Origin of the sequence: Marinobacter excellens LAMA 842 (assembly GCF_001574445.1) — a bacterium.
GTDB classification, from domain to species: domain Bacteria; phylum Pseudomonadota; class Gammaproteobacteria; order Pseudomonadales; family Oleiphilaceae; genus Marinobacter; species Marinobacter shengliensis.
Map to the genome: position 1 here is coordinate 39,824 of NZ_LOCO01000021.1, position 21,798 is coordinate 61,621.

Genomic DNA, 21,798 nt, shown 5'->3' on the forward strand with positions numbered 1-21,798 from the left:
GATAAGTATCCTGTTTTATTGAGATTCTTATCCATATCTTCGTCGCCCATGGTCAGGGAGAGTCACCTTGAGTACCCGCTATCTGGAAAGCCTGTTCAATCCTGAATCCATTGCTGTGATTGGTGCTTCCGAACGGGCCGAGAACCTCGGTGGTATGGTACTCAGGAACCTGCTGGGTGGTGGCTATCCAGGCCGCCTGGTGGTGGTCAACCAGACCGACTACGACAACGTGCACGGGGTTCCTTGCGTCAAGAAGGTCTCGAAACTGGATTTTAGCCCGGATCTGGCCATTATCTGTACGCCACCGGATACTGTGCCGAAAATGATTCGAAAGCTCGGCGAATGTGGTGTGCGTACTGCCATTGTGATGACCGGCGGTATGTCACGTACCCACAGTAAAACCGGGCAGCCGTTGATGTATTCGGTGCGGGACGCGGCCCGGGAAACCGGCATTCGGGTATTGGGGCCCAATACCATCGGCCTGATGGTGCCGGCACGTCATCTTAACGCCACCTATGCACACATGGGCGCCATTCCCGGACGGGTGGCGTTTGTGGGGCAGTCCGGCACCATTGCCAGTTCGGTGATTGACTGGGCTTTTGCCCGGGGTGTCGGGTTTTCTTACTTCCTGACACTGGGCGATGGCATGGACATTGATCACGACGACCTGATCGATTACCTGGCCCAGGACACCCAGACCCGCGCTATCCTTTTGCACATCGAAAATATTCCCAATCCCCGCCGCTTTATGTCGGCGGTACGGGTAGCCTCCCGGACCAAACCGGTTATTGCGGTGAAATCCGGCCGGGTGCCGGAGTCGGAGTGGTTCGCCCATGAGTTACCGGCCGGCATCAAGCGCAGTGACCCGATTTACGATGCCATGCTGCAGAGAGCCGGTGTGTTACGGGTGGACGGCCTGGGCCAGATGTTTGATGCCCTGGAAACCCTGACCCGAATGCGCCCGCTGCGGCGCGAATCGTTGGCGATCATGGCCAACGGGGTTGGCCCCGGTGTGCTGGCGGTGGACCGGTTGGCCGACCTGGGCGGCGAACTGGCGGAACTGTCGGAGCAGTCCGTTGATGCCCTGGCGGAGCTGTTGCCGGCCTACTGGACCCGGAAAAACCCGATCGACCTCAACTACGACGCCACGCCAGAACTTTATGGCAAGGCGATCAAGATTCTCGCCAAAGACCCGAACGTGGCCAACGTGTTGGTGATGTATGCGCCAACCCTGATCGAGGACAGCCTGCAGATTGCCGATGCGGTGGTGCAGGCTTCCAAGGGCACACGGCTGAACATTTTCACCTGCTGGCTGGGGCAGAGCACGGTGATGGATTCCCGTGAAGAGTTTTATCGTGCCGGCCTGCCGTCGTTCTTCAATCCGGAGAAGGCGGTCATGGCCTTTATGCAGCACGTTCGTCACCAGCGGGTGCAGAGGCTGCTGACAGAAACACCGGAATCCTTCACCGACCATTTCGCCGACCGTGCCAATACCCGGAAACTCGTGGCCCGGGCACTGAGCGATGGCCGGAGGCATCTGTCCAACCGCGAAGCCCGGCGGGTGATCTGTGATTATGGCATCAACACCATCGACACCGTTTACTGTGACGATGTCGAAGAAGTACTTGAGGTGTTTGCGGTGGAGCGCCGGCCCATTGATATTACGGTGGTGCATGAACAGGGCTGCTTTCCGTTTCTGGACCTGAGCCCTACCCAGCGCCGTTACAAAGGCACGGTCAAAAAGCTCAACAGTGAGCAAGCCATTATCGATAGCTGCCGCTTCCTGATGGATGAGTACAGGGAGCACTTCCCCCGCAGCGGATTTCTCGGTTTTGCCGTGCAGCGTTCGTATCAGCATGTGGGCGGCATTGAGTTCAGTGTGGGGATCACTCGGGACAACTTGTTCGGCCCGCTGGTGGTGTGCGGTGCAGCGGGGGCTCAGATCAACATCATGACCGACCGGCAAATTGCCTTGCCGCCGCTGAACATGGTGCTGGCCCGCGAGCTGCTGCGCCGCACCTACATGTACAAACTGTTGAAGGAGCACAGCCTCAAGCCTGAGGAAGACATTCGTGCCGTGTCGGAGACATTGGTCACCCTGTCCCAGATTGTCATCGACATCCCGGAGATTCGGGGCCTGGAGATTGCGCCACTGCTGTTCAATGAGCAGGGGGCGGTGGCGGTAAACATTGCCATTGATCTGGATGACCGCCGGGGCAAACCGATCATCCAGCCATACCCGAGGGAGCTGGAAGAGTGGATTGTGCTGCCAAAATCCGGTCGGCGAGTCATTATCCGCCCGGTGCTGGCGGAAGATGAGCCGGCCCACCGTTCATTCCACGAACATCAGTCACCAGAGTCCATTCGTTACCGGTTCTTCCAGTACCGAAAACATTTCTCCCGGGAAGACGTTGCCCAGATGGTGCAGATCGATTACGACCGTGAAATGGTGTTTATCGCCAATGCACCGCGGCTGGACGGTGAGGGAGAGGAAACCCTGGGCACTGTTCGCACCTGGACAGACGCAGACAACCTGCGCTGTGAGTTTGCTGTGATGGTGGACGACCGGATGAAAGGTGAGGGGCTGGGCGTGGCACTGATGCAGAAGATGATCGACTACTGCCGTGCCCGGGGCACCATGGAAATGATCGGCAACGTGCTGGCGGATAACCGCCCAATGTTAAAGTTGGCAGAGCATCTGGGTTTTGAAATCAAGTACAACCCGGAAGAAGAAGTGATGGATCTACGACTGGTGCTGAATGAGCCGGTAAAAGACTGGCAAAAAGAGCGGCTGGGGAAAGGGGGGCACCTGTAAGTACCCCCTTTGGCCTTATTCCTCGACGATGGCGGAGCGGTCTTCACCGCCGAGCGCTTCCAGCAGCCCGGGAATCATTCGGGAGAGTTCCAGGGTCATCAGCGTAAAGGCGGCGTCGAACTTGGCCACGGCGTCGTCCACGTCCACATCATCCAGCTGGTCCTGCAGGGTTTCACCGAATTTCAGCCGGCGGATGCCCAGTTCCTCATCCAGAACGAAAGAGACGTTGTCATCCCAGGTCAGCGCCAGCTTGGTCACCTGCATGCCGGTTTCGAGGTGGTTGCGAATTTCATCGGCTTTCAGGTCCAGGCCCTTGCACCGCACCACACCGCCGTCTTCTGAAGGATCCTTGAGTTCGCACTCGCCGCCCAGCACGATATTGGCCGGGTGATCGATGGTTTCCGTCAGCCAGCCGGTGAAGGTAAAGGCAGGTGCCTGCTCTACTGCCGGTGGGCGAACGGGCAGCGAACCCAGGCTTTTTCGAAGGGTGGATGCCAGATCTTCCGCCTGCTTGGCAGAGCCAGCATCGACCACCAGTACACCGTCCTGCGGTGCCAGGTAGGCAAAGCAGCGGCGGTTACGGGAAAACGCCTGGGGCAGCATTTCCAGCATCACCTGCTCTTTGATTTCCTCTTTTTCCTTCTTGCGCACTTTTCGGCCCTGGTCCAGCTCGATGGCCTCGGCTCGCTCTTCTACGGCTTCCTTGACCACAGGGCCCGGCAGAATCTTCTCTTCCTTGCGCAGAGCGATCAGGTGGTAACCGTTGGCGCTGTGCACCAATTGCTCACCGTGTTTTCCAAGGGGAGGCACCCAACCCTGGCGGGTGGTTTCCTGGGGGCCGCAGGGCTTGAAAGCATCAGCCTGCAGCTTTTCTTCCAGGGCTTCGGCGGTGATATCAAAGGGCTTGGTGAAACGGAAAATCCGGGCGTTACGAAACCACATTGGGGCTGAATCCTTGCTGTTTGTTCGGAGCGTTGCAAAAGGGCAGAGGATGATACGGCCACACGGTGGTGGCCGTAAAGTGACGGCTATCCGGGCAGATCAGATCTGCATGATCTCTACCAGCACGGTTTTCACGATAAAGCCCACTACGCCGGCGCCCAGCACGGTAAACAGGGCAATGGTGCCGAACTTCCCGGCCTGGGATTTTTTGGCCAGGTCCCAAACGATGAAACCCATCCAGACAATAAGGCCCGTCAGAAACACCAGCATGGCGATCTGGGAGAAGACTGCTTCGTTCATGGTTACTCCGATATCAACAGGTACGGTTAGTGTTCATCCCGCAGGAAAACCCAATTGTTTTTATCGGATTGGTCTTCGCTGAAATAATAGCCTTCAAGGTTAAAGCCCTTGAGGTCGTCGGCCTGGGTAATCTGGTTCTGAATGGCGTAACGGCACATCAGGCCCCGGGCCTTCTTGGCGTAGAAACTGATCATCTTGTACTGGCCATTTTTCCAGTCCTTGAACTGGGGCGTAATCAGGCGGCCGTTGAGCTGCTTCTTTTGCACACTCTTGAAGTACTCGTTGGAGGCAAGGTTTACCAGCACCTGGTCGTCTTGCGCCAGCAATTCGTTCAGGGCTTCGGTAATCTTGCTGCCCCAGAAAGCGTAAAGGTCTTTGCCTCGCTGGTTCTCGAACCTGGTGCCCATCTCCAGGCGGTATGGCTGCATCAGATCCAGCGGCTTAAGCAGGCCGTACAGGCCGGAAAGCATGCGCAGATGCTTCTGGGCGAAGGCGAAATCCTGTTCAGAAAAACTTTCGGCGTCCAGCCCGGTATAGACATCGCCCTTGAAGGCCAGGATCGCCTGGCGGGCATTGTCCGGTGTAAAGGGCGTGTGCCAGGTGCGGAACCGGTCGGCGTTGAGCTGGCCGAGTTTGTCGCTGATGCTCATCAGGTTACTGACCTGATGCGGCTCCAGTTCTTTGAGCTGGTCGATCAGCTCGCAGGCATCGTCCAGAAAATCCGGTTGAGTGTAGGTTTCCGTCGCCAACGGACTGTCGTAGTCGAGGGTCTTGGCGGGGGAGATGATCATCAGCATGTCAGCGGATCCTCATTGCAGAAACGTGAGTAACTGGTCCCTGGTGAACGGCCAGTCCAGCTCCGCGCCGGTGTCGTTACGGCGCAGCACCGGAATGCGTGTGCCGTAGCGCTCAACCAGTTCTTCAGACTGGGCAATGTCTACCACGTCCACAGGGATTGGCTCTGGCATGGGTGTGCTCACCAAAAGCGCTTCCGCCAGCTCGCACAAATGACACTGGGAAGTGGTGTAAAACAGGAGTTCCATTATTTCTTCGGCTGCGCGTCGATTTGCTGGCCGTTGATACCCTGGCTGTCTTTGCCCATCAGGTACAGGTACACCGGCATCAGTTCTTCCGGCGCCGGGTTCTGGTTCGGGTTTTCTGCCGGATAAGCCAGCACTCTCATATTGGTACGGGTGGCACCGGGGTTCAGACTGTTTACCCGGATATTGTGGCGGTTGTCATCCAGTTCATCCGCCAGCAGCTGGCTCAGGCCTTCGACGGCAAATTTCGATACCGCATAGGCACCCCAGTAGGCCCGGGCCTGGCGACCAACGCCAGACGAGGTAAAAATCATGGAAGCATCATCGGATTTACGCAGCAGGGGAATCATCGCCCGGCTGAGTAAAAACGGGGCAGTGGCATTTACCTGCATCACCTTGTTCCAGATTTCTGGATCATACAGCTCTACCGGGCTGCGGGAGCCCAGAATGCCGGCGTTATGCAGCAATCCATCAAGCCGGCCGAAGTTCTCTTCCAGGGTCATCGCCAGCTCTTCGTATTCCTTGACCGCCGCACCCTCGAAGTTCATCGGCACGATGGCCGGTTGCGGGTGGCCGGCGGCTTCAATTTCATCGTACACCTCTTCCAGCTTGCCTACGGTGCGGCCAACCAGAATGACGGTGGCGCCATGGGCAGCATAGGCTTTGGCAGCGGCGCGGCCGATGCCGCTACCGGCTCCGGTTACCATGACAATGCGGTCTTTCAGAAGATCGGCGGGTGCCTGGTAATCTTGCATAACCTGTCTCCGTGTTCAGGCGGTTACTGGCCAGCTTGGGGCCGGTGATGAAAATGAATCGGCGGCTATTGTAACAGCTTTGCCAGGTCGCTGACGGTATCAACGATGATATCGGCTTGCCACAGGTCAACCGATTCCGGTTGCTCGATGTAGCCGTAGCGAACGGCGATGGTACGCATACCTGCGTTCCGGCCTGCTTCAATGTCCCGTTCGTGGTCACCCACGTAGATCGCTTGTTTCGGCTCTGCGCCAATCTCACGGCATGCCAGGAACAGCGGTTCGGGGTGAGGTTTACGCTCGGTCACATGGTCCGGGCAAATCAGCGTGGCGCATCGTTCTGCAAGCCCGAGGGCTTCGATCAGGGGAATGGCAAACCGGGCGGGCTTGTTGGTGACAATGCCCCAGGGAATAGACCGGCTTTCCAGATCAAGCAGCAACTCGTCCATGCCTTCGAACAGGGTGGTTTCGATGGCGACACCTGCTTCATACAGGTCCAGAAACGCCGTGTGCTTTTCCAGGTAATCCGGGTGTTCCGGCTCCAGGCCAAAGCCGACCCGGATCATCGCCCGGGCGCCGTTAGATACCGAACGCCGGATATGCTCCGCCGGTAAGGCCTCCAGCTTGTGCTGTTGCCGCAGCATATTCAGACAGCGGATGAAATCCGGGGCGGTATCAATCAGCGTGCCGTCCAGATCGAACAGTACGGCTGAAGGGAGAGCGTCAGTCTTCACGAATATCCCGCGCGTGCATCAGGTAGTTGACGTCGACATCCCGGCCCAGTTTGTACACCTTGGTTAGCGGGTTGTAGGTCATGCCGGTGAGTTCCTGGACTTCCAGGCCAGCATGGCGCAAGTGGTCGGACATCTCCGAAGGCCGGATAAACTTTTTCCACTCATGGGTGCCCTTGGGCAGCATGTTGAGCACATATTCCGCGCCCACGATGGCAAACAGGAAAGACTTCGGGTTCCGGTTAATCGTGGAGACAAACATGTGGCCACCCGGGCGCAACATGGCGGCGCAGGCGCGGATAACCGAAGCTGGGTCCGGCACATGCTCCAGCATTTCCAGGCAGGTGACGGCGTCGTACTGGCCGGCATGTTCCGGGTCACGCGCCAGCTCTTCGACGGTGGTTTGCCGGTAATCAACGTTCACGCCCGATTCCAAACCGTGAAGTTTGGCGACTGACAAGGGTGCTTCGCCCATATCGATACCGGTTACATGGGCGCCGCGCAGGGCCATGCCTTCCGACAACAGGCCACCGCCGCAACCGACGTCCAGCACCTTTTTGCCGGCCAGGGCTACCCGCTCGTCAATGTAATTCAGGCGCAGAGGGTTGATGTCGTGCAATGGCTTGAATTCGCTGGTGGGGTCCCACCAACGGCTGGCCAGAGCCTCAAACTTGGCAATCTCGTTCTGGTCTACGTTCTGGTTGCTCATGGTGCTACACCTGGGTGAAAAGGTTAACTGAGAATCTGTTGCCGCCATTCACTGACCCGAAGCATCAGGTCAGGCACGTCGATACGGGTCAGGCGACCGTCCTGTAATTGAGGTACGCCGTGAATCCAGCTGTGGCTTACTGCCCGACCATGGTTGCTGTAAACCAGGTGAGATGCCGGGTCGTAAACCGGTTGCAGGAAGGGGTCGCTCAGGTCCACGGCAATCAGGTCTGCCAGCTTGCCGGGCACCAGGGAACCCAATTCCTGATCCCGTCCAAGCGCCCGTGCACCGTTCAGGGTGGCCATTTCCAGCGCCCGGTGGGCCGACAACGCCGAGGCATCCCCGGCCACCACCTTGGCGACCATGGCTGCGGTTTTCAGCTCACCGAACAGGTCCAGGTCGTTGTTGCTGGCGGCGCCATCCGTGCCGATGGTGACATTGATACCGTGGTCCATGAGTTTCTGGACCGGGCACAGGCCGCTGGCCAGCTTCAGGTTGGATTCCGGGCAGTGCACGATGTGGGCCCCTGAGCGCACCAGTTGTTCCAGGTCGGAATCGTCAATCTGGGTCATGTGCACACACTGGGTGTTCCTGCCAAGAACTCCCAGTTCCGCCATCCGGGTGACAGGTCGCTTGCCTGAAGCTTTCACTGCCTCATCAACTTCAAAGGCAGTCTCGTGCAGGTGCAACTGGATCGCCGCGCCCGTTTTCTCCGCCAGGTTGACGGCGTCTTTCAGTGGCTGGTCAGAAACCGTGTAGGGGGCATGGGGGCCAATCGTCGGCATGATGTAGTCGTCACCCTGCCATTGTTCGATCAGGGCCGCCCCTTTACGCAGGTACTCGTCCGGCCCGGAACCCCAGACCGTGGGCATATCCATCAGCGGAAAGCAGACCTGGGCACGCATACCAGCATCGTGGGCCACCTGGGCAGTCACTTCCGGAAAGAAGTACATGTCGGAGAAGGTGGTGGTGCCGGTGCGCAGCATTTCCGCCATCGCCAGCCGCGTGCCGTCCAGCACAAACGGCTCGCTGACGAACTTGCCTTCGGCGGGCCAGATGTGGTCGTTCAGCCATGTCATCAGCGGCAGGTCGTCTGCCAGGCCCCGGAACAGAGACATGGCGGTGTGGCCGTGCAGGTTGATGAGCCCGGGCAGGACCACATGCCGGTCAAGGTTGACGGTCTCGCGGGTGCGGTATTTCAGGTCTGCCTCTGATTGCGACAGCACATCTGCAATGCGGCAGCCCTGCAGGATCACCGCCTGGTGCTCCAGCACAATGCCGAAGGGTTCTACGGGAATCAGCCAGCGGGCATTGATTCGAATATCGGCTGCGGTGATGGTGTCTGCCGTCATTAACCTGCCTTTGTGTTGAGGGGCTTGGCCAAGCCCTGAAATTCAGCTGCAAAGTATAACCAGCTGCCGATGGCAGAACTACCCCGACGGCAAGGTCATGCCTTGCCAGAAGGGCATTGATGCTCAAACCGGGCAGGCAAACGGGCGCCTTGGCGTTATACTGGCGGCTTTCAGCCACCGGAATGGAGTTGACTATGGCAAAACACACCGCCAATCGATCGATGGGCACCGTGGCCCTGCGCTGGCATGGCGATAGCCTCGAGTTGCTGGACCAACGCCTGCTGCCTGCAGAAGAGCATTGGATTAAAGCGGAAGGCGCTTCCGGTGTCGCCCAGTGCATTACCGATATGGTGGTGCGCGGAGCCCCTGCGATCGGGATTAGTGCCGCCTATGGTGTTGCCCTGGCCGCCAGGCATGCGGGCGCAGGCGATTGGCGGGCAGAGGTGCACAAGGCCATTGACGAGCTGGCGCAATCCAGGCCAACGGCGGTAAACCTGTTCTGGGCCCTGGAACGCATGAAAGGCGTGTTTGAGCGCTGTGAATCCCTGGCCGAAGCCACCCGTCAGCTGGCCGCCGAGGCAGTGCGCATTCATGAGGAAGATCTGGCGGCGAACCTTGCCATGGCGGACCATGCGCTGGAAGTCATGGCGCCTGAAAAGGCCATGTCGGTGCTGACGCACTGCAACACCGGTGCCCTGGCAACCGGCGGCTATGGCACGGCGCTCGGCGTGATACGCCGGTTGCACGAGGAAAAGCTGCTGAGCCGGGTGTACGCGGACGAAACCCGGCCCTGGTTGCAGGGCAGCAGGCTGACGGCGTGGGAACTCACCCGCGACAAAATTCCGGTCACCCTGAACGCCGATGGCGCAGCGGCGGCCATCATGGCTTCCGGCAGAGTTAAGTGGGTGATCGTTGGGGCCGACCGGATTACCGCCAATGGCGATGTGGCGAACAAGATAGGTACATACAATCTGGCCGTTCTGGCCCGCCATCACAAGGTCGGTTTCATGGTGGTGGCACCCTCCAGCACAGTGGATATGGCGCTGGAGTCCGGCCAGGATATTCCTATCGAAGAACGTGATGGCACCGAGGTGCGGGAAATTCGGGGAATTCCGCTGGCACCGGCTGGCGTGGAGGTGTTCAACCCGGTGTTTGATGTGACGCCAGCCAGCCTGATTGATGCGATTGTTACAGAAAAAGGCGCTGTCAGGAATCCGAACATCACCGGTATGCGTGCATTATTTGCCTGAGGGCGCTTTTTTCTCTGTAGGTCCGGAGGGCTGCAGGCTTGCCTTCAGCTCCTCCATCTCGGCTTCCTGCTGTTCGATAAAGTGCATCGACATCTCGAAGCTATGGCGGGTGAACTCCAATACCTTGCGGAACCCCTCGTCCGAGAGATTGCGGGCGTCATCGTGGCGCCGGAAGATATTGATAAATTCCCTTTCCCGCTCGAACTGCAGGGGAATGCGGCCGATGCCCCAATCGTTCAGAATCTGCCACACCTCCGGATTATAGTTCCGGGTGGTACGCATGATGAACGGAATGGGGTCGTTCCTGGCGATCAGCGCCGCCAGGCGCAGAATCAGCTCGAAAGACAGGGTAGAGGTGCCGTTTTCGATGGCCTCAAGCAGGGACTTATCCTTGAGGTTCAGCGCCTCGCTCATCTCAGACAGGGTGAGGCCGGCCACCTCCCGGATGTCTTTCAGGGACTGGCCGGCAGCGAGCATGGTTCGCAGCTGGTCCTGGGAATTGACCAGGGCCCGTCCCACCCGCAATGAGGTGTCGGTGGCCCGGGCACCCAGGCGGAGTGCCGAGCCGGTAAAGCCCACGATGCGATCGATAATGCCGTCGGAGGTTTTATTCCGGCCGCCGGGCTGTTCAATGCTTTCCACCTGCTCCATGGAACGCATGGCATGCAGGGCGTCCAGCAGCATGTCCTGCAGGACGCGGGCCCGTTGGCTGCTTTCCGGTTGATCCTTCGTTGCCCGGTCAGCCATGGCGATTATCTGGCTTCAGCCTTGGCGGCAAATTGTGTTGGCTTCAGGATAGACGCGGTACGCTGATCAAGCTCGAGCAGGTCGGCCATGATATGACCACCCTCGCGGATCACGAAGTCCAGCTCTTCATCGGTGCTGTCGAGATCTGCGGCCTGTTCGTCCTGCCATTGTTCCAGCTCATCCAGGGTCTTGAAAGGCTCTTCTCCGCGCAGTTCCCGACGTGCGTTGGCAATGGTCAGCCGAGTTCTCTCAATCTGTTCGTGGTGTGCCTTGCGTTCATCCATATTGAGGCTGACGTAGGTCATTTCACGTTGTTTGGTCAGGAACTCAATTTCCTGCTCCAGCAGGCTGAATTCGGGGCTGGCCGAGAAACGGGCTTCATGGCGCCTGCGCAGCTCGTCAATAACACCGCTGAAATCAAAGTACCGGGTGTGGGGCACGGCTTCGATCTGGTCCCAGGGCAGGGCATGATCCAGCGCGTCTTCGCCAATTCGCGACGTGTCGACCCGTGACGGAATCTCGATATCCGGAATGACACCCTTATGTTGGGTAGAACCACCAGACACCCGATAGAACTTGGATTGGGTGATCTTCAGCTGGCCGTGGTTCAGTGGCCGCACGGCTTGAACCGTACCCTTGCCGAACGTCTGAGAGCCCACCACCAGGCCGCGGCCGTAATCCTGAATGGCGCCGGCAAAGATCTCCGAGGCCGAGGCACTCATGCGATTCACCAAAACCACCAGGGGGCCGTCGTAGGCAACCGAGGGGTCTTCGTCGTTAAGAATCTGCACATCATTATTGGCGTTACGAATCTGCACGGTGGGGCCCTTGTCGATAAACAGGCCTACCAGGTCATTGGCCTCATGCAGGGCACCGCCACCGTTGTTGCGGAGGTCCATGACGACGCCGTCAACACCTTGTTCCTTGAGATCGTCCAGAAGCCTGCGAACGTCACGGGTCGTGCTCTTGTAGTTGGGGTCGCCGGCCTGCATGGCCTGGAAGTCGGCGTAAAAGGTCGGAATGGTGATCACGCCAACACGGTAGGTTTCGCCGGAACGGTCCAGCTCGATGATGTCCTTGCTGGCGCTTTGTTCTTCCAGTTTGACTTCATCCCGGCTGATGGCAATGGTGCGGGTGACGCTCTCGTCGGCGGCGTTGGCAGGAATCACTTCCAGGGTAACGGTGGAGTTACGGGGACCACGTATCAGGTCAACCACCTCGTCCAGACGCCAGCCAATGACGTTTACCGGCTTTTCGCCCTCCTGAGCCACGGAGATAATACGGTCTGCCGTTTGCAGTTGGCCCTGCTTGGCGGCGGGGCCACCCGGCACCAGGCGAACCACTTTGGTGTATTCGTTGTCGGATTGCAGGACCGCACCGATGCCCTCAAGTGACAGGCTCATATTGATGTTGAAGTTTTCAGACGTGCGCGGTGAGAAATAGGACGTGTGCGGGTCCCACATGCTGGCAAAGGCATTCATATACGCCTGAAACGCATCCTCGCTGCGGGCCTGGTAGGCGCGTTTCAGCTGACCTTCATACCGGCGGCGCAGGTTGTCTTTGATGGTGTCGTCTTCCGTACCGTTCAGGCGCTGGGCCAGTACGGCATTCTTGATTCGCTTGATCCAGAGGGCATCGAGGGCTTCCTGGTCTGGTTCCCAGTCGGCCTTGGAGCGATCCACCCGAATGCGCTCATCGGTGTTGAAATCAAGCTCATCCAGGCCGTTATCAATAACGTTCAGGGCAAACTGAAGCCGCTCGATGATGCGCTGCTGGACCAGGTTGTAGATCTCGAACCCTGGCTGAAGCTGGCCTGTTTTCAGGGCGGAACCGAGCCGGGATTTTGCCTTGGCGAGCAGGTCGATATCCTGTTGGGACAGATAGATGCGCTGGCCATCCAGGTATTTCAGGTACGCATCGAATACATCGCCAGACAGCTCATCACTGATGCCAAGATTACGAAAATGTGTGAATTGCAGTTGGCGGGCGATCAGGATGTTGGCCCGGGCCTGGTCAATGGTTGGGGCCACAGGCTGGTAAACCGCCGTGTCGTCAATTTTTGCCTGCGCGACGGACATGCCAGACATCAGCAAAGAGAGTGTCAGTGCTGTGCAAGCGCCCACCCTGCTGGCTCTGGATGGCTTGGTGTGACGCTGCATGAGTTTTTCCGCAATGGCCATAAATGCATACCTGACGATACTGGACGGCTGAACAATCGGATTTCAGCCTAACATGTTCAGACGCCGATGACTGTGACGACGGCTCTGACCCGTAATGAATTTATTGTAGGCAACCGCTACACCTGTTGCCATAGGCCATGGGTATCGCTTCGTGACAATATGTCCATATACGTTGCTGCCTATCTTTTCAGATTGGGGCAGGTTGCAGGAAGTAAAGAGGAGGGGGCGTAAAATGGCCGGAGGAGGAATCCCTCCGGCCGGTTGGGTCAGGCGAAGGACTCGTTGTTTTCTGCCTTTTGCAGAAGCAGTGCTGGTGGCGTGAAGCGCTCACCATACTGGTCCGCCAGCTGCTGTGCCCGTTCAGCGAAAGCACGAACTCCATACTGGTTGACGAACTGGATGGCACCGCCCGTCCAGGGGGCGTAGCCGATGCCGAAGATGCTGCCAATGTTGGCATCTTCCACGGTTCTCAGCACGCCTTCCTCGAGACAACGGATGGTCTCGATCGCCTGCATGAACAGAATGCGGTCTTTCAGGTCCTGCAGCTGGGCGCTGCGAGCCTTGGCCTGGTCTACGAACAGGTTCTCCAGTTCCGGCCACAGGTACTTTTTACCTTTCTCCGGGTACTCGTAGAAACCGGCACCGGCGGCTTTGCCCTTGCGACCATGGGTGTCGACCATGGCATCGATGACCGCTTCGGCCGGGTGTGGCTGCCAGGTGCCGCCGGCGGCTTCGGTGTCTTTCTTGCTCTGCGCGCGGATGTGCTGCATCAGCGTCATGCTGACTTCGTCGGAGATGGCCAGTGGCCCCACCGGCATGCCGGCCAGAAGCCCTGCATTCTCGATACTTGAGGGATGAATGCCTTCAGCCAGCATACTGATGCCTTCGTTCACGAACGTACCGAACACTCGGGAGGTGAAGAAGCCGCGGCTGTCGTTCACCACAATGGGGATCTTGCCGATTTGCTGCACGTAGTCGAACGCCCGAGCCAGGGTGTCATCGGAGGTTTTCTCGCCAACGATGATTTCCACCAGCTGCATTTTGTCCACCGGGGAGAAAAAGTGCAGACCGATGAAGTTGTCCGGCTTGGCAGAAGCCTTGGCCAACTGGGTAATGGGAATGGTGGAGGTGTTGGAGGCAAAGATGCCGTTGGCCACCATTTTCGGCTCGGCTTCCTGGGTTACCTTGGCTTTGAGATCGCTGTCTTCAAAGACTGCTTCGATGATCAGATCGCAACCTTCCAGATCGTCGGCGGAACCCGTGGCTTTAATGCGGGCCAGCACCTCGTCTTTCTGGGCTTCGGTCATGCGGCCCCGGCTGACTTTCTTGGCCAGCAGGTTTTCGGAGTAGCGTTTGCCTTTCTCCGCGTTTTCCACGGAAACATCCTTCAGCACCACCTCAATGCCGCGGCTGGCGGTGGAGTAGGCAATGCCGGCACCCATCATGCCGGCACCCAATACCCCGACTTTCTTGAAAGTTTCTTTTTCAACACCGTCCGGGCGGCTGCCGCCAGCCTTGATGGCGTTGAGCTGGAACCAGAAGGTGCCGGTCATGTTCTTGGCCACCTGACCGGTGGCCAGCTCGGCAAAGTAACGGGTTTCAATCAGACTGCCGTTGTCGAAGTCCACCTGGGCGCCTTCCACGGCGGCGGCCAGAATCCGCTCAGGGGCAGGGTAACAGCCCTTGGTTTTTTGCTTGAGCATCGCGGGTGCGATGGCCAGCTTCTGCGCCATGGCAGGATGGTGCGGGGCGCCGCCGGGGAATCGGAAGCCTTTCTGGTCCCAGGGCTGCTGGCACTTGGGGTTGGCTTCGATGAAGGCCCGCGCCTTGGCGATCATGTCTTCCGGTGAACTGGCCAGCTCGTTCACGATTCCGGCTTTCAGGGCCGCTTTGGGATTCACCTTCTTTCCTTCCATCAGGAACGGGAAGGCGGCTTCCAGGCCGATCATCCGGGGCAGGCGCTGGGTACCGCCACCGCCGGGTAGCAGGCCCAAGGTCACCTCTGGCAAGCCCAGTTGGGTGCGGTCGTCATCAATGGCTACACGGTGATGGCAGGCCAGGGCGAGTTCCAGGCCACCACCCAGAGCGGTGCCGTTGATGGCAGCCACCACAGGTTTGCCACAGGTTTCCAGCACCCGCATGTCGGCTTTCAGGCCGTTGACCATATCTTCGAATTCTTTGGCCTGCTCGCGGGTGACTTTGTACAGTTCGTTCAGGTCGCCGCCGGCAAAGAAGGTCTTCTTGGCGGAGGCGAGAATGATACCTTTGATGTTGTCCAGGTCACCTTTGACTTTATTGACGGTGTCGGTCAGGGCGGTCCGAAATTCGCCATTCATGGTATTGGCGGACTGGCCTGGCATGTCGATGGTCAGGGTCAGAATCTGGTCTGAACCCAGGTCGTATTGGATGGCACTCATGGTCGGTTCCTTTTTTTTGAAAGTGGTGTTCAGACGCGCTCGATGATGGTGGCAATGCCCATGCCGCCGCCCACACACAGGGTGGCCAGGCCGTAGCGCAGTTCACGGCGTTCCAGTTCATCCAGCAGAGTGCCAAGGATGATGGCGCCGGTAGCGCCCAGCGGGTGGCCCATGGCGATGGCGCCGCCGTTTACATTCACTTTCTCGTCCGGAACGGACAGTTCTTTCTGGAAGCGCATCACCACCGAGGCGAAGGCTTCGTTCACTTCAAACAGGTCGATCTGGTCCACCGTCATACCGGCTTTCTCCAGCGCCTTGCGGGCGGCGGGGGCAGGGCCGGTGAGCATGATGGTGGGGTCGGTGCTGGTAACCGCAGTGGCGACAATGCGGGCGCGGGGCTTCAGGCCCAGTTCTTTGCCTTTGGCTTCGCTGCCGATCAGCATGGCGGTGGCGCCGTCGACAATGCCGGAGGAATTGCCGGCGTGGTGCACGTGATTGATCTTCTCTACGTAGTGATACTTCTCTCGGGCGACGCCATCAAAGCCCATTTCGCCCATCATCTGGAACGAGGGCTTGAGGCCGGCCAGGGATTCTACGGTGGTGTTACCGCGTACATGCTCGTCCCGGTCCAGGATGACCACGCCGTTCTGGTCGGTGACCGGCACAATGGATTTCGCAAAGTAGCCCTTATCCCAGGCGCTGGCCGCTTTTTGCTGGGATTTCACAGCAAAGCCATCGACATCTTCGCGACTGAAGCCTTCCAGAGTGGCGATCAGATCGGCACCGATGCCCTGAGGCATGAAACCGGTGTGCAGGTTGGTTTCCGGGTCTGTGGCCCAGGCGCCGCCATCGGAGCCCATCGGAACGCGAGACATCGCCTCTACACCACCGGCAACCACCATGTCTTCCCATCCGGAACGCACTTTCATGGCAGCCAGGTTAACGGCTTCCAGGCCGGAGGCGCAGAAACGGTTCAAGGTGACGCCGGCCACTTTTTCGTCCCAGTCGGCGGCCAGGGCTGCGGTCTTGGCGATATCCGCACCCTGATCGCCCACGGCGGTGACACAACCCATCACAATGTCGTCTACCTGGGCGGTATCGAGCTGGTTACGCTCCTGCAGCGCCTTGAGCACGGTGGTCAGCAGGGAGATGGGTTTGACGCTGTGCAAAGATCCGTCTTTCTTTCCGCGGCCGCGTGGCGTGCGGACGGCATCGAAGATGTACGCCTCGGTTGTCATGGTTGTTCCTCTGTTGATTGTTTTCCGGGCACGTTAGATTCAGAGCAGTAACCATAGCGGTTACTCGCTGCGCTGGGTAATGACAGGCGCTGCCAATCCCATTGGCTAAATTGCTCAGTCACAATGACAGCAGGCGGTTCGCCTTCTATGTTGAAGAGTAGATCATCAGCAAGCAGGCATAGGTGTGGTTATGTCACTGAGAGACGCGATCGACAACTTCTACGAACGGCTGGTGCTGGACGCCATTGATGCCACTCGGCAGGAAACGGACACGGCGGATTACCTGACAGACGTGATGTGTGTGGCTTTGAACCGGTTGCCCGCCCGCTACTATCGGCACACGATTGATATGATGTTTTATCTGGCGGATGAAGAGTTGAAAGAGATGAAACAAAAATCCCTGGCCGCGGTGAAGCAGGCCAGGGATTTTGTCAGTGAGCACCAGCGGGACTGAGTTCAGTCTGACGCAAGCATGGCATCCAGCGCCCGGTTCAGACGGTCGGCATTTTCCGGCGTTACATCATCGCCGCCAGGCTGGCTGCACCATAGGGCCACCAGTCGTTCCAGCTCTTTGAGCGGCGTTTCGGTCTCACCATTACCAAGCCCCTCTGCCAGCCTCTGAACCTGAATTTCCATCCGGCGCTGCTGGTCTTGTTCCGGAGTGGGTGCACCCGCCAGAATTTCGGCCCGTATGGCCAGATCTCTGCCAGCTAATCGGTCGGTCCCGTTGCACAATTTGGCCCAATGGGATGGCAGGGCATCGTCGGCCAGGCGTCCCTGGGCCTTGTCGGTGATCAGCGTTTTCCAGGACTCGAGAGTATTGGCCATTGCTCTGGCCTGGGTAATCCTGTCCAGCCGTTGCCGCAGCTGTTGAACCTGTTCTTTAACCTCACCCGAAAGCGCGCCGCCGGCAATCTGCTTTACCGCACCCCGGGCGTCACTCAGCACGGCGTCATCGGCTTCTGCGCCCAGGTGTTGGTATTGGGCCAGCACGGCCTGTGCGGCCTGGTCCGCCTCTTCTGTCGCCTGCTGACGTGCTGAACGTTGGGCATCCCGGCGCGCAAAAATCTGGTCACAGGCTTTGCGGAATGCCTGCCACATTTTGCGATCTTCCCGGTGGCGGGTAATGCCGATGGCTTTCCATTCGGTTTGCAGTGCCTTCGCCTGCTCCATGGCTTCCTGCAGGGGTTCGTGCTCGATCAGTGCCCTTGCGCGGTCAACAATGGTCTGCTTCAGGGCTTCGTTCTTCAGGCGTTCATCGTCAAGAGGACGTTCCAGTTTTTTGAGAAGCTCGTCGAAACGCTTCTGAACCAGGCGATTGTCTTTGAAATCCACCGGCCAGGCGCTTTTCCATTCCTGACGGGCGGTTTGGTGAATGCGCTCGGCCGCCTTCCAGTCGATGGCCGACCAGTCTGCATTGGCCAGGAAATGCTCCAGTTGGTCACAGATCGCTTCCCGCGTGTGCAGGTTGGCCTGTTTCAGGTCCGATTTTGCCTCAAAGTAGGCTTTGCAGGGCTCGTAAGCTGTATCGGACGCCGCTTTGAAACGACTCCAGAGCGACCGGTCGGATGAGCCGCCCAAGTCGCGCCATTCGTTCTGCAGTTCTTTGATGCGCTCGGCTTTGATCTCCGGCTCAATGGGCTGATCCGCCAGGTGCTCCATCTGTTCACAGAGGGCGAGTTGTTTGGGTTCTGTCGCAAACCCTTGCCAGTCGCTCAGCTCTCGGAACTGGCCGGTGAGCAGTTGCATCCTGGCCTGAAGCTGTTTGCGCTGGCGACCGTCCAATTGTTGGAACTGGTTCTGGGCGAGCTTGAGCAGCTGCTTGGATTCCTTGAACTGCTTGGCCTCGAGGGCCGATTCCAGCTTCGGAAGGGTGTTGTGCAGTGCCTCGGCGGCGGCTTTCTGCTCGTCCCGGTTGCCGCCAGCCGGCTGAGCTGGCCGTGGTTTGCCCGCCAGTTTGCGAACCGGCGCAAGCTCAGCTGGCTGGGGGAAGTCTGATGGCCACTCAATTTCCTTCAGCAGCGCCAGGGCTTTCTGACGATGGCCATCGTCAGCCTCTTCAGTACCTGCTACCTGTGTTAGTTCTGACAGAGTGTCCCTGGCCTGTGTAAACCGTCGAACCGCACTGAGATAGTTGCGCAGTGCCAGCATTCGCGATTCGTAATCTTTTTGCTCCTGCTTCTCTACCGGGGTATCCCGGGTGGCTTCCAGCCATCGGTTTTCCTGGGTCTTCTGCAGGGCATCCAGGGCGGATAGGGAGGGTAGGGTGCTGGATTCCTGGGAAGTCAGGTCGTTCAGGGTCTGCTCAAGCAGGGCCAGTGTCTCTGAGCGTTGAAGCGCCTGTTCCCGGTGGCGTGCCTGTTCCTGCCGCGCCTGTTCCATCTGTTTCAGGCGCTCCCGGCACTGGTGCACGGCTTCCAGAAACTGCTGGGATTGCTCTGCTGTGGCGCTTGACTGGACCTCACTCCAGTTATCCTGCAGTGCCTCCAGCCGCGCCTGATAGAGCTTGAGGTCTTCACTGGCGGCCTGGTCTTCAGCCTGGCCGATCAGGGTTTTGATTCGCTGGCGAACGGCGGCTTCGGCAGCTTGCTGTTCCTTCAGGCTTTGAAGGCTCTGCTTGACGGTCTGGTAAACACTTTTGTCCCGGCCCTTGGCCTGTTTCTGGACCTGCTGTAGCTGGGTCTCATCTGTAAGAGCGGCGGCAGCTTCAAGCCGGATGGTTGCGGTCAACCCGTCAATCGCCAATGTGGCCAGTTGGGCCTGGTCCGGGTTGCTTCCGAGTTGTTGTTCCTGCTGTTTTTTTAGGAGCTGCCTGGTTTCTTCCTGTGAGGGTTGACTGGGTTCAGATTTTGCCGGTGTCCGGGGTGCGGTTGCCGGGTTGGCCTTGCGAGACTTGAACAGTTTCTGAATGAATGCAGCCATACAAAGGTATCCTTCGGGATTGAAACCAGTCAGCAGTGGCGGCAAAGTGGGCCGCCACCGTTCATCGGCTCACAGGCGTGGGCCGGGTAGTTGAAAGAATCGGCCGCTAGTCTAGCGTTTTGGATGCATTTGCGGGAAGGGGCTTTATGGCAAAACACGAAAAAGATCAGGACCCGGAATACAGAGCCCGCTCTGCGGCACTGCGCCTGCTTGCCCGCCGAGAGCACAGTCGTTACGAGCTGGCATTAAAACTGCGGCAACGGCATATTGAAGGCGATCTGATTGATACTGTTCTCGACGAGTATGAGCACGAAGGCTGGCTGAGCGATCAGCGCTTTGCCGATGTGTATGCCCGGCAGAGAATGGACCTTGGCTATGGGCCCTTGAGGATTCTGGCAGAGCTGCAACAGCGGGGCGTTCATTTCACTCCGGAATGTCTCGATGAAGTCTCAGAGGAAGACTGGTGCCAGCGGGCTGTTCGCTTGCGTGCCAAACGTTACGGTCTGGGGCGGCTGGACGATGATTTGCCGGAGAAGCTACGGCAGTCACGATTCCTGAGTCGCAGAGGCTTCTCCGCGACTCAGGTAGAGCGGGCGCTGGGAGCACGTGAGGAAGAATGGGGCGATGGGCTCTCGTGGTGAGTCTGGGGAGCAACTGCCCACTTACAGAGTGGGTGGAATCATCCCCAGCTCCGGCGGCAAGGCTGCCCGCAAATCCGGCCCCGGCGTCTCAGGTGATTCTGTCTGTGCGGCTGCTTCTTCAGACTGCCGATCAAGCCACACCACTTCCTGATCAGCGTCAGGTTTGGGTTGGTCGGGCTCCGTGATGCGGGTGAGTACATCGTAATACCGGCGAATGTTCTGAACGTACACCACCGGTTCGTGGCCGCGGGCATAGCCAAAGCGGGTTTTGGTGTACCACTCTTTCTGGGCCAGCAGCGGTAGAAACTCTTTAACATCCATCCAGCGATCCGGATTTCTTCCGGCGGATTCCGTCAACCTTCTCGCATCTTCCAGGTGGCCGAACCCGACATTGTAAGATGCCAGGGCGAACCAGGTGCGGTCGGGCTCCGGAATACGCTCGGGGATCTTGGCGTGCACCATCTTGAAATAGCGGGCGCCACCTTCAATGCTCTCTTCAGGGTCAAGGCGGTTGTTGATGCCGATGTAGCTGGCGGTGGTGCGGGTGAGCATCATCAAGCCCCGAACCCCGGTGGGTGACACTGCGTTCGGGCGCCAGTGGGATTCCTGGTAACCGATCGCAGCCAGCAGTCGCCAGTCGAGGTCAATGTCTCTTGCGTAATTCTGGAACAGCGACTGGTACTTCGGCAGGCGATTTTCCACGTGGTGCATAAATGTGCGCGCGCCCACATAGTTCAAACGGTCGAGGTGGCCGTAAAAGCGTTCTGCCAGTTGGGCCATCGAGCCATTGCCCCTGGCCCGCTCCAGAAAATCTTTGGCAGCGTTTGCCAGCGTTTCGTCCTGGGCGATCGGGAACAGCCACACCAGGTCTCTGGGCTCACCTAGAGCAAAGCCTTCCTTGACCATCGGAAAGTAGACATGGTTCAGGTCCAGCTCATTCGATGAAACGGCAGCGTAGGCAATTTCTCCGGTTTCAACCCTCGCCAGCAGCCCCGCAGCATCCAGCCCAGGATGGATGTGCCGGTGAACCTGGGTGCCTTCCGGGTCATCGGCAATCAGGTGCTCATGGTTGCTGTCAGCGAGCAGGTGCAAGGTTTCACCGCCAAGGTCGGCCAGTGAGGCTGGACGGGGGAAGTCACGGTTATAAACCACAACCGATTGCGCCTGCACGCCGATGGGAACTGCGCGATACCTGCTTTCAAAATCGGGTTGCTCCGCCATGCCGGCGAGGCCTATGTGGGCGTAGTTACGCGAGAGTACGGAGAGAATCTCGGTGTTGTCTTCGGCCACCCGCACACGCAGTTCGACCTCCAGTTCTTCAGCGAACCGGCTGGCAAGCTCGTAATCGTATCCGGTTGGTGCGTCTCGGCCCTCGTAGTAGATGGAAGGCGCTACGCGGGTAATCACGTGAAGCACACCCACGTCCCTGACCTCCTGGAGCGTGGTCGGGCGGGAACAGCCGGTCGCGGACAATGCTGTGGTCAACACTAACGCCAGCGGAAAACTGGTACTGCGAAGATGCCTGAAAAATCGCGACAAATCCCTGATCTCCATATAGCTCAATGTTCAGGAGGTTGTGACCGGGTCACTGTTTTTCCTGTTTTATGATGCCTGAGGCTTTCCATGCTCCTGACCAATGATCCCCTGAGACGTCAGCGGGGTCAATCAAACTGATTAATTACTGTGCAAAACAATGTTAATTGTACAGCTGCTAAAGAACCTACCTTGCGCTGTATCCTGCGTTCGGTTTCAAGTATCATGG

General features: G+C 58.5%; 18 protein-coding genes. 4 read left to right on the forward strand and 14 right to left on the reverse strand.

Annotated features, from left to right (window positions below):
• Positions 1 to 67 precede the first annotated feature (67 nt).
• On the forward strand, positions 68 to 2,815 hold the full coding sequence (locus J122_RS15580; RefSeq protein ID WP_061333127.1) for a GNAT family N-acetyltransferase: 2,748 nt from the start codon (positions 68 to 70) through the stop codon (positions 2,813 to 2,815).
• Positions 2,816 to 2,830: 15 nt separating this feature from the next.
• Here the strand turns inward: J122_RS15580 and rdgC are convergent, their stop codons facing one another.
• From rdgC to J122_RS15620, 8 genes are all read right to left on the reverse strand, one after another.
• Positions 2,831 to 3,757, reverse strand: a complete 927-nt coding sequence (gene rdgC / locus J122_RS15585) for a recombination-associated protein RdgC (RefSeq protein ID WP_061333128.1) — start codon at positions 3,755 to 3,757, stop codon at positions 2,831 to 2,833.
• Between the two features lie 99 nt (positions 3,758 to 3,856).
• The gene (locus tag J122_RS15590) at positions 3,857 to 4,057 is read right to left on the reverse strand and encodes a DUF2788 domain-containing protein (RefSeq protein ID WP_058090221.1); all 201 of its coding nucleotides are present in this window, start codon (positions 4,055 to 4,057) and stop codon (positions 3,857 to 3,859) included.
• Between the two features lie 26 nt (positions 4,058 to 4,083).
• Positions 4,084 to 4,854, reverse strand: coding sequence for a peroxide stress protein YaaA (gene yaaA / locus J122_RS15595; protein ID WP_061333129.1), 771 nt, complete (start codon positions 4,852 to 4,854; stop codon positions 4,084 to 4,086).
• A 12-nt stretch (positions 4,855 to 4,866) separates the two neighbouring features.
• Complete coding sequence (locus J122_RS15600) at positions 4,867 to 5,100, reverse strand: glutaredoxin family protein (RefSeq protein ID WP_058090219.1); 234 nt, start codon at positions 5,098 to 5,100, stop codon at positions 4,867 to 4,869.
• The gene (locus J122_RS15605; RefSeq protein ID WP_061333130.1) at positions 5,100 to 5,852 is read right to left on the reverse strand and encodes a YciK family oxidoreductase; all 753 of its coding nucleotides are present in this window, start codon (positions 5,850 to 5,852) and stop codon (positions 5,100 to 5,102) included. Before J122_RS15605 ends, J122_RS15600 begins: the two co-directional genes overlap by 1 nt.
• Before the next feature lie 65 nt (positions 5,853 to 5,917).
• A complete protein-coding gene (locus J122_RS15610) occupies positions 5,918 to 6,583 on the reverse strand; it encodes an HAD family hydrolase (RefSeq protein WP_061333131.1) in 666 nt (221 codons plus the stop codon).
• Positions 6,573 to 7,289 carry a bifunctional 2-polyprenyl-6-hydroxyphenol methylase/3-demethylubiquinol 3-O-methyltransferase UbiG gene (ubiG, locus tag J122_RS15615; protein ID WP_061333132.1) on the reverse strand — a complete coding sequence of 239 codons (717 nt, stop codon included), beginning with the start codon at positions 7,287 to 7,289 and terminating at the stop codon, positions 6,573 to 6,575. Before ubiG ends, J122_RS15610 begins: the two co-directional genes overlap by 11 nt.
• A 23-nt stretch (positions 7,290 to 7,312) precedes the next feature.
• Positions 7,313 to 8,641, reverse strand: a complete 1,329-nt coding sequence (locus tag J122_RS15620) for a TRZ/ATZ family hydrolase (RefSeq protein ID WP_061333133.1) — start codon at positions 8,639 to 8,641, stop codon at positions 7,313 to 7,315.
• A gap of 194 nt (positions 8,642 to 8,835) precedes the next feature.
• Between J122_RS15620 and mtnA the strand changes: the two genes are divergently transcribed.
• Positions 8,836 to 9,891 (forward strand): S-methyl-5-thioribose-1-phosphate isomerase, encoded by a 1,056-nt coding sequence (gene mtnA / locus J122_RS15625; protein WP_061333134.1) that lies wholly within the window; start codon positions 8,836 to 8,838, stop codon positions 9,889 to 9,891.
• Here the strand turns inward: mtnA and J122_RS15630 are convergent.
• From J122_RS15630 to J122_RS15645, 4 genes are all read right to left on the reverse strand, one after another.
• Complete coding sequence (locus tag J122_RS15630) at positions 9,880 to 10,638, reverse strand: helix-turn-helix domain-containing protein (protein WP_061333135.1); 759 nt, start codon at positions 10,636 to 10,638, stop codon at positions 9,880 to 9,882. The two genes, mtnA and J122_RS15630, sit on opposite strands and share 12 nt — an antisense overlap.
• A gap of 5 nt (positions 10,639 to 10,643) precedes the next feature.
• Positions 10,644 to 12,818 (reverse strand): carboxy terminal-processing peptidase, encoded by a 2,175-nt coding sequence (locus J122_RS15635; protein WP_061333136.1) that lies wholly within the window; start codon positions 12,816 to 12,818, stop codon positions 10,644 to 10,646.
• A gap of 266 nt (positions 12,819 to 13,084) precedes the next feature.
• Positions 13,085 to 15,235, reverse strand: a complete 2,151-nt coding sequence (locus J122_RS15640) for a 3-hydroxyacyl-CoA dehydrogenase NAD-binding domain-containing protein (RefSeq protein WP_061333137.1) — start codon at positions 15,233 to 15,235, stop codon at positions 13,085 to 13,087.
• A gap of 29 nt (positions 15,236 to 15,264) precedes the next feature.
• A complete protein-coding gene (locus J122_RS15645; protein ID WP_058090210.1) occupies positions 15,265 to 16,473 on the reverse strand; it encodes an acetyl-CoA C-acetyltransferase in 1,209 nt (402 codons plus the stop codon).
• Between the two features lie 190 nt (positions 16,474 to 16,663).
• Here J122_RS15645 and J122_RS15650 point away from each other — a divergent pair, with 190 nt between their 5' ends.
• Positions 16,664 to 16,927: a late competence development ComFB family protein gene (locus J122_RS15650; protein WP_058090209.1), complete on the forward strand. Its 264-nt coding sequence runs from the start codon at positions 16,664 to 16,666 to the stop codon at positions 16,925 to 16,927.
• A 2-nt stretch (positions 16,928 to 16,929) separates the two neighbouring features.
• On the opposite strand, the gene J122_RS15655 is transcribed toward J122_RS15650, so the two are convergent.
• The gene (locus J122_RS15655) at positions 16,930 to 19,395 is read right to left on the reverse strand and encodes a DUF349 domain-containing protein (protein ID WP_061333138.1); all 2,466 of its coding nucleotides are present in this window, start codon (positions 19,393 to 19,395) and stop codon (positions 16,930 to 16,932) included.
• A gap of 146 nt (positions 19,396 to 19,541) precedes the next feature.
• On the opposite strand from J122_RS15655, the gene J122_RS15660 reads away from it, so the two are divergent.
• Entirely contained in the window at positions 19,542 to 20,036 is a 495-nt protein-coding gene (locus tag J122_RS15660) for a regulatory protein RecX (protein WP_061333139.1), read from the forward strand.
• A 21-nt stretch (positions 20,037 to 20,057) separates the two neighbouring features.
• Here the strand turns inward: J122_RS15660 and mltF are convergent, their stop codons facing one another.
• Positions 20,058 to 21,590 carry a membrane-bound lytic murein transglycosylase MltF gene (gene mltF / locus J122_RS15665; protein ID WP_061333140.1) on the reverse strand — a complete coding sequence of 511 codons (1,533 nt, stop codon included), beginning with the start codon at positions 21,588 to 21,590 and terminating at the stop codon, positions 20,058 to 20,060.
• Positions 21,591 to 21,798: the final 208 nt, after the last annotated feature.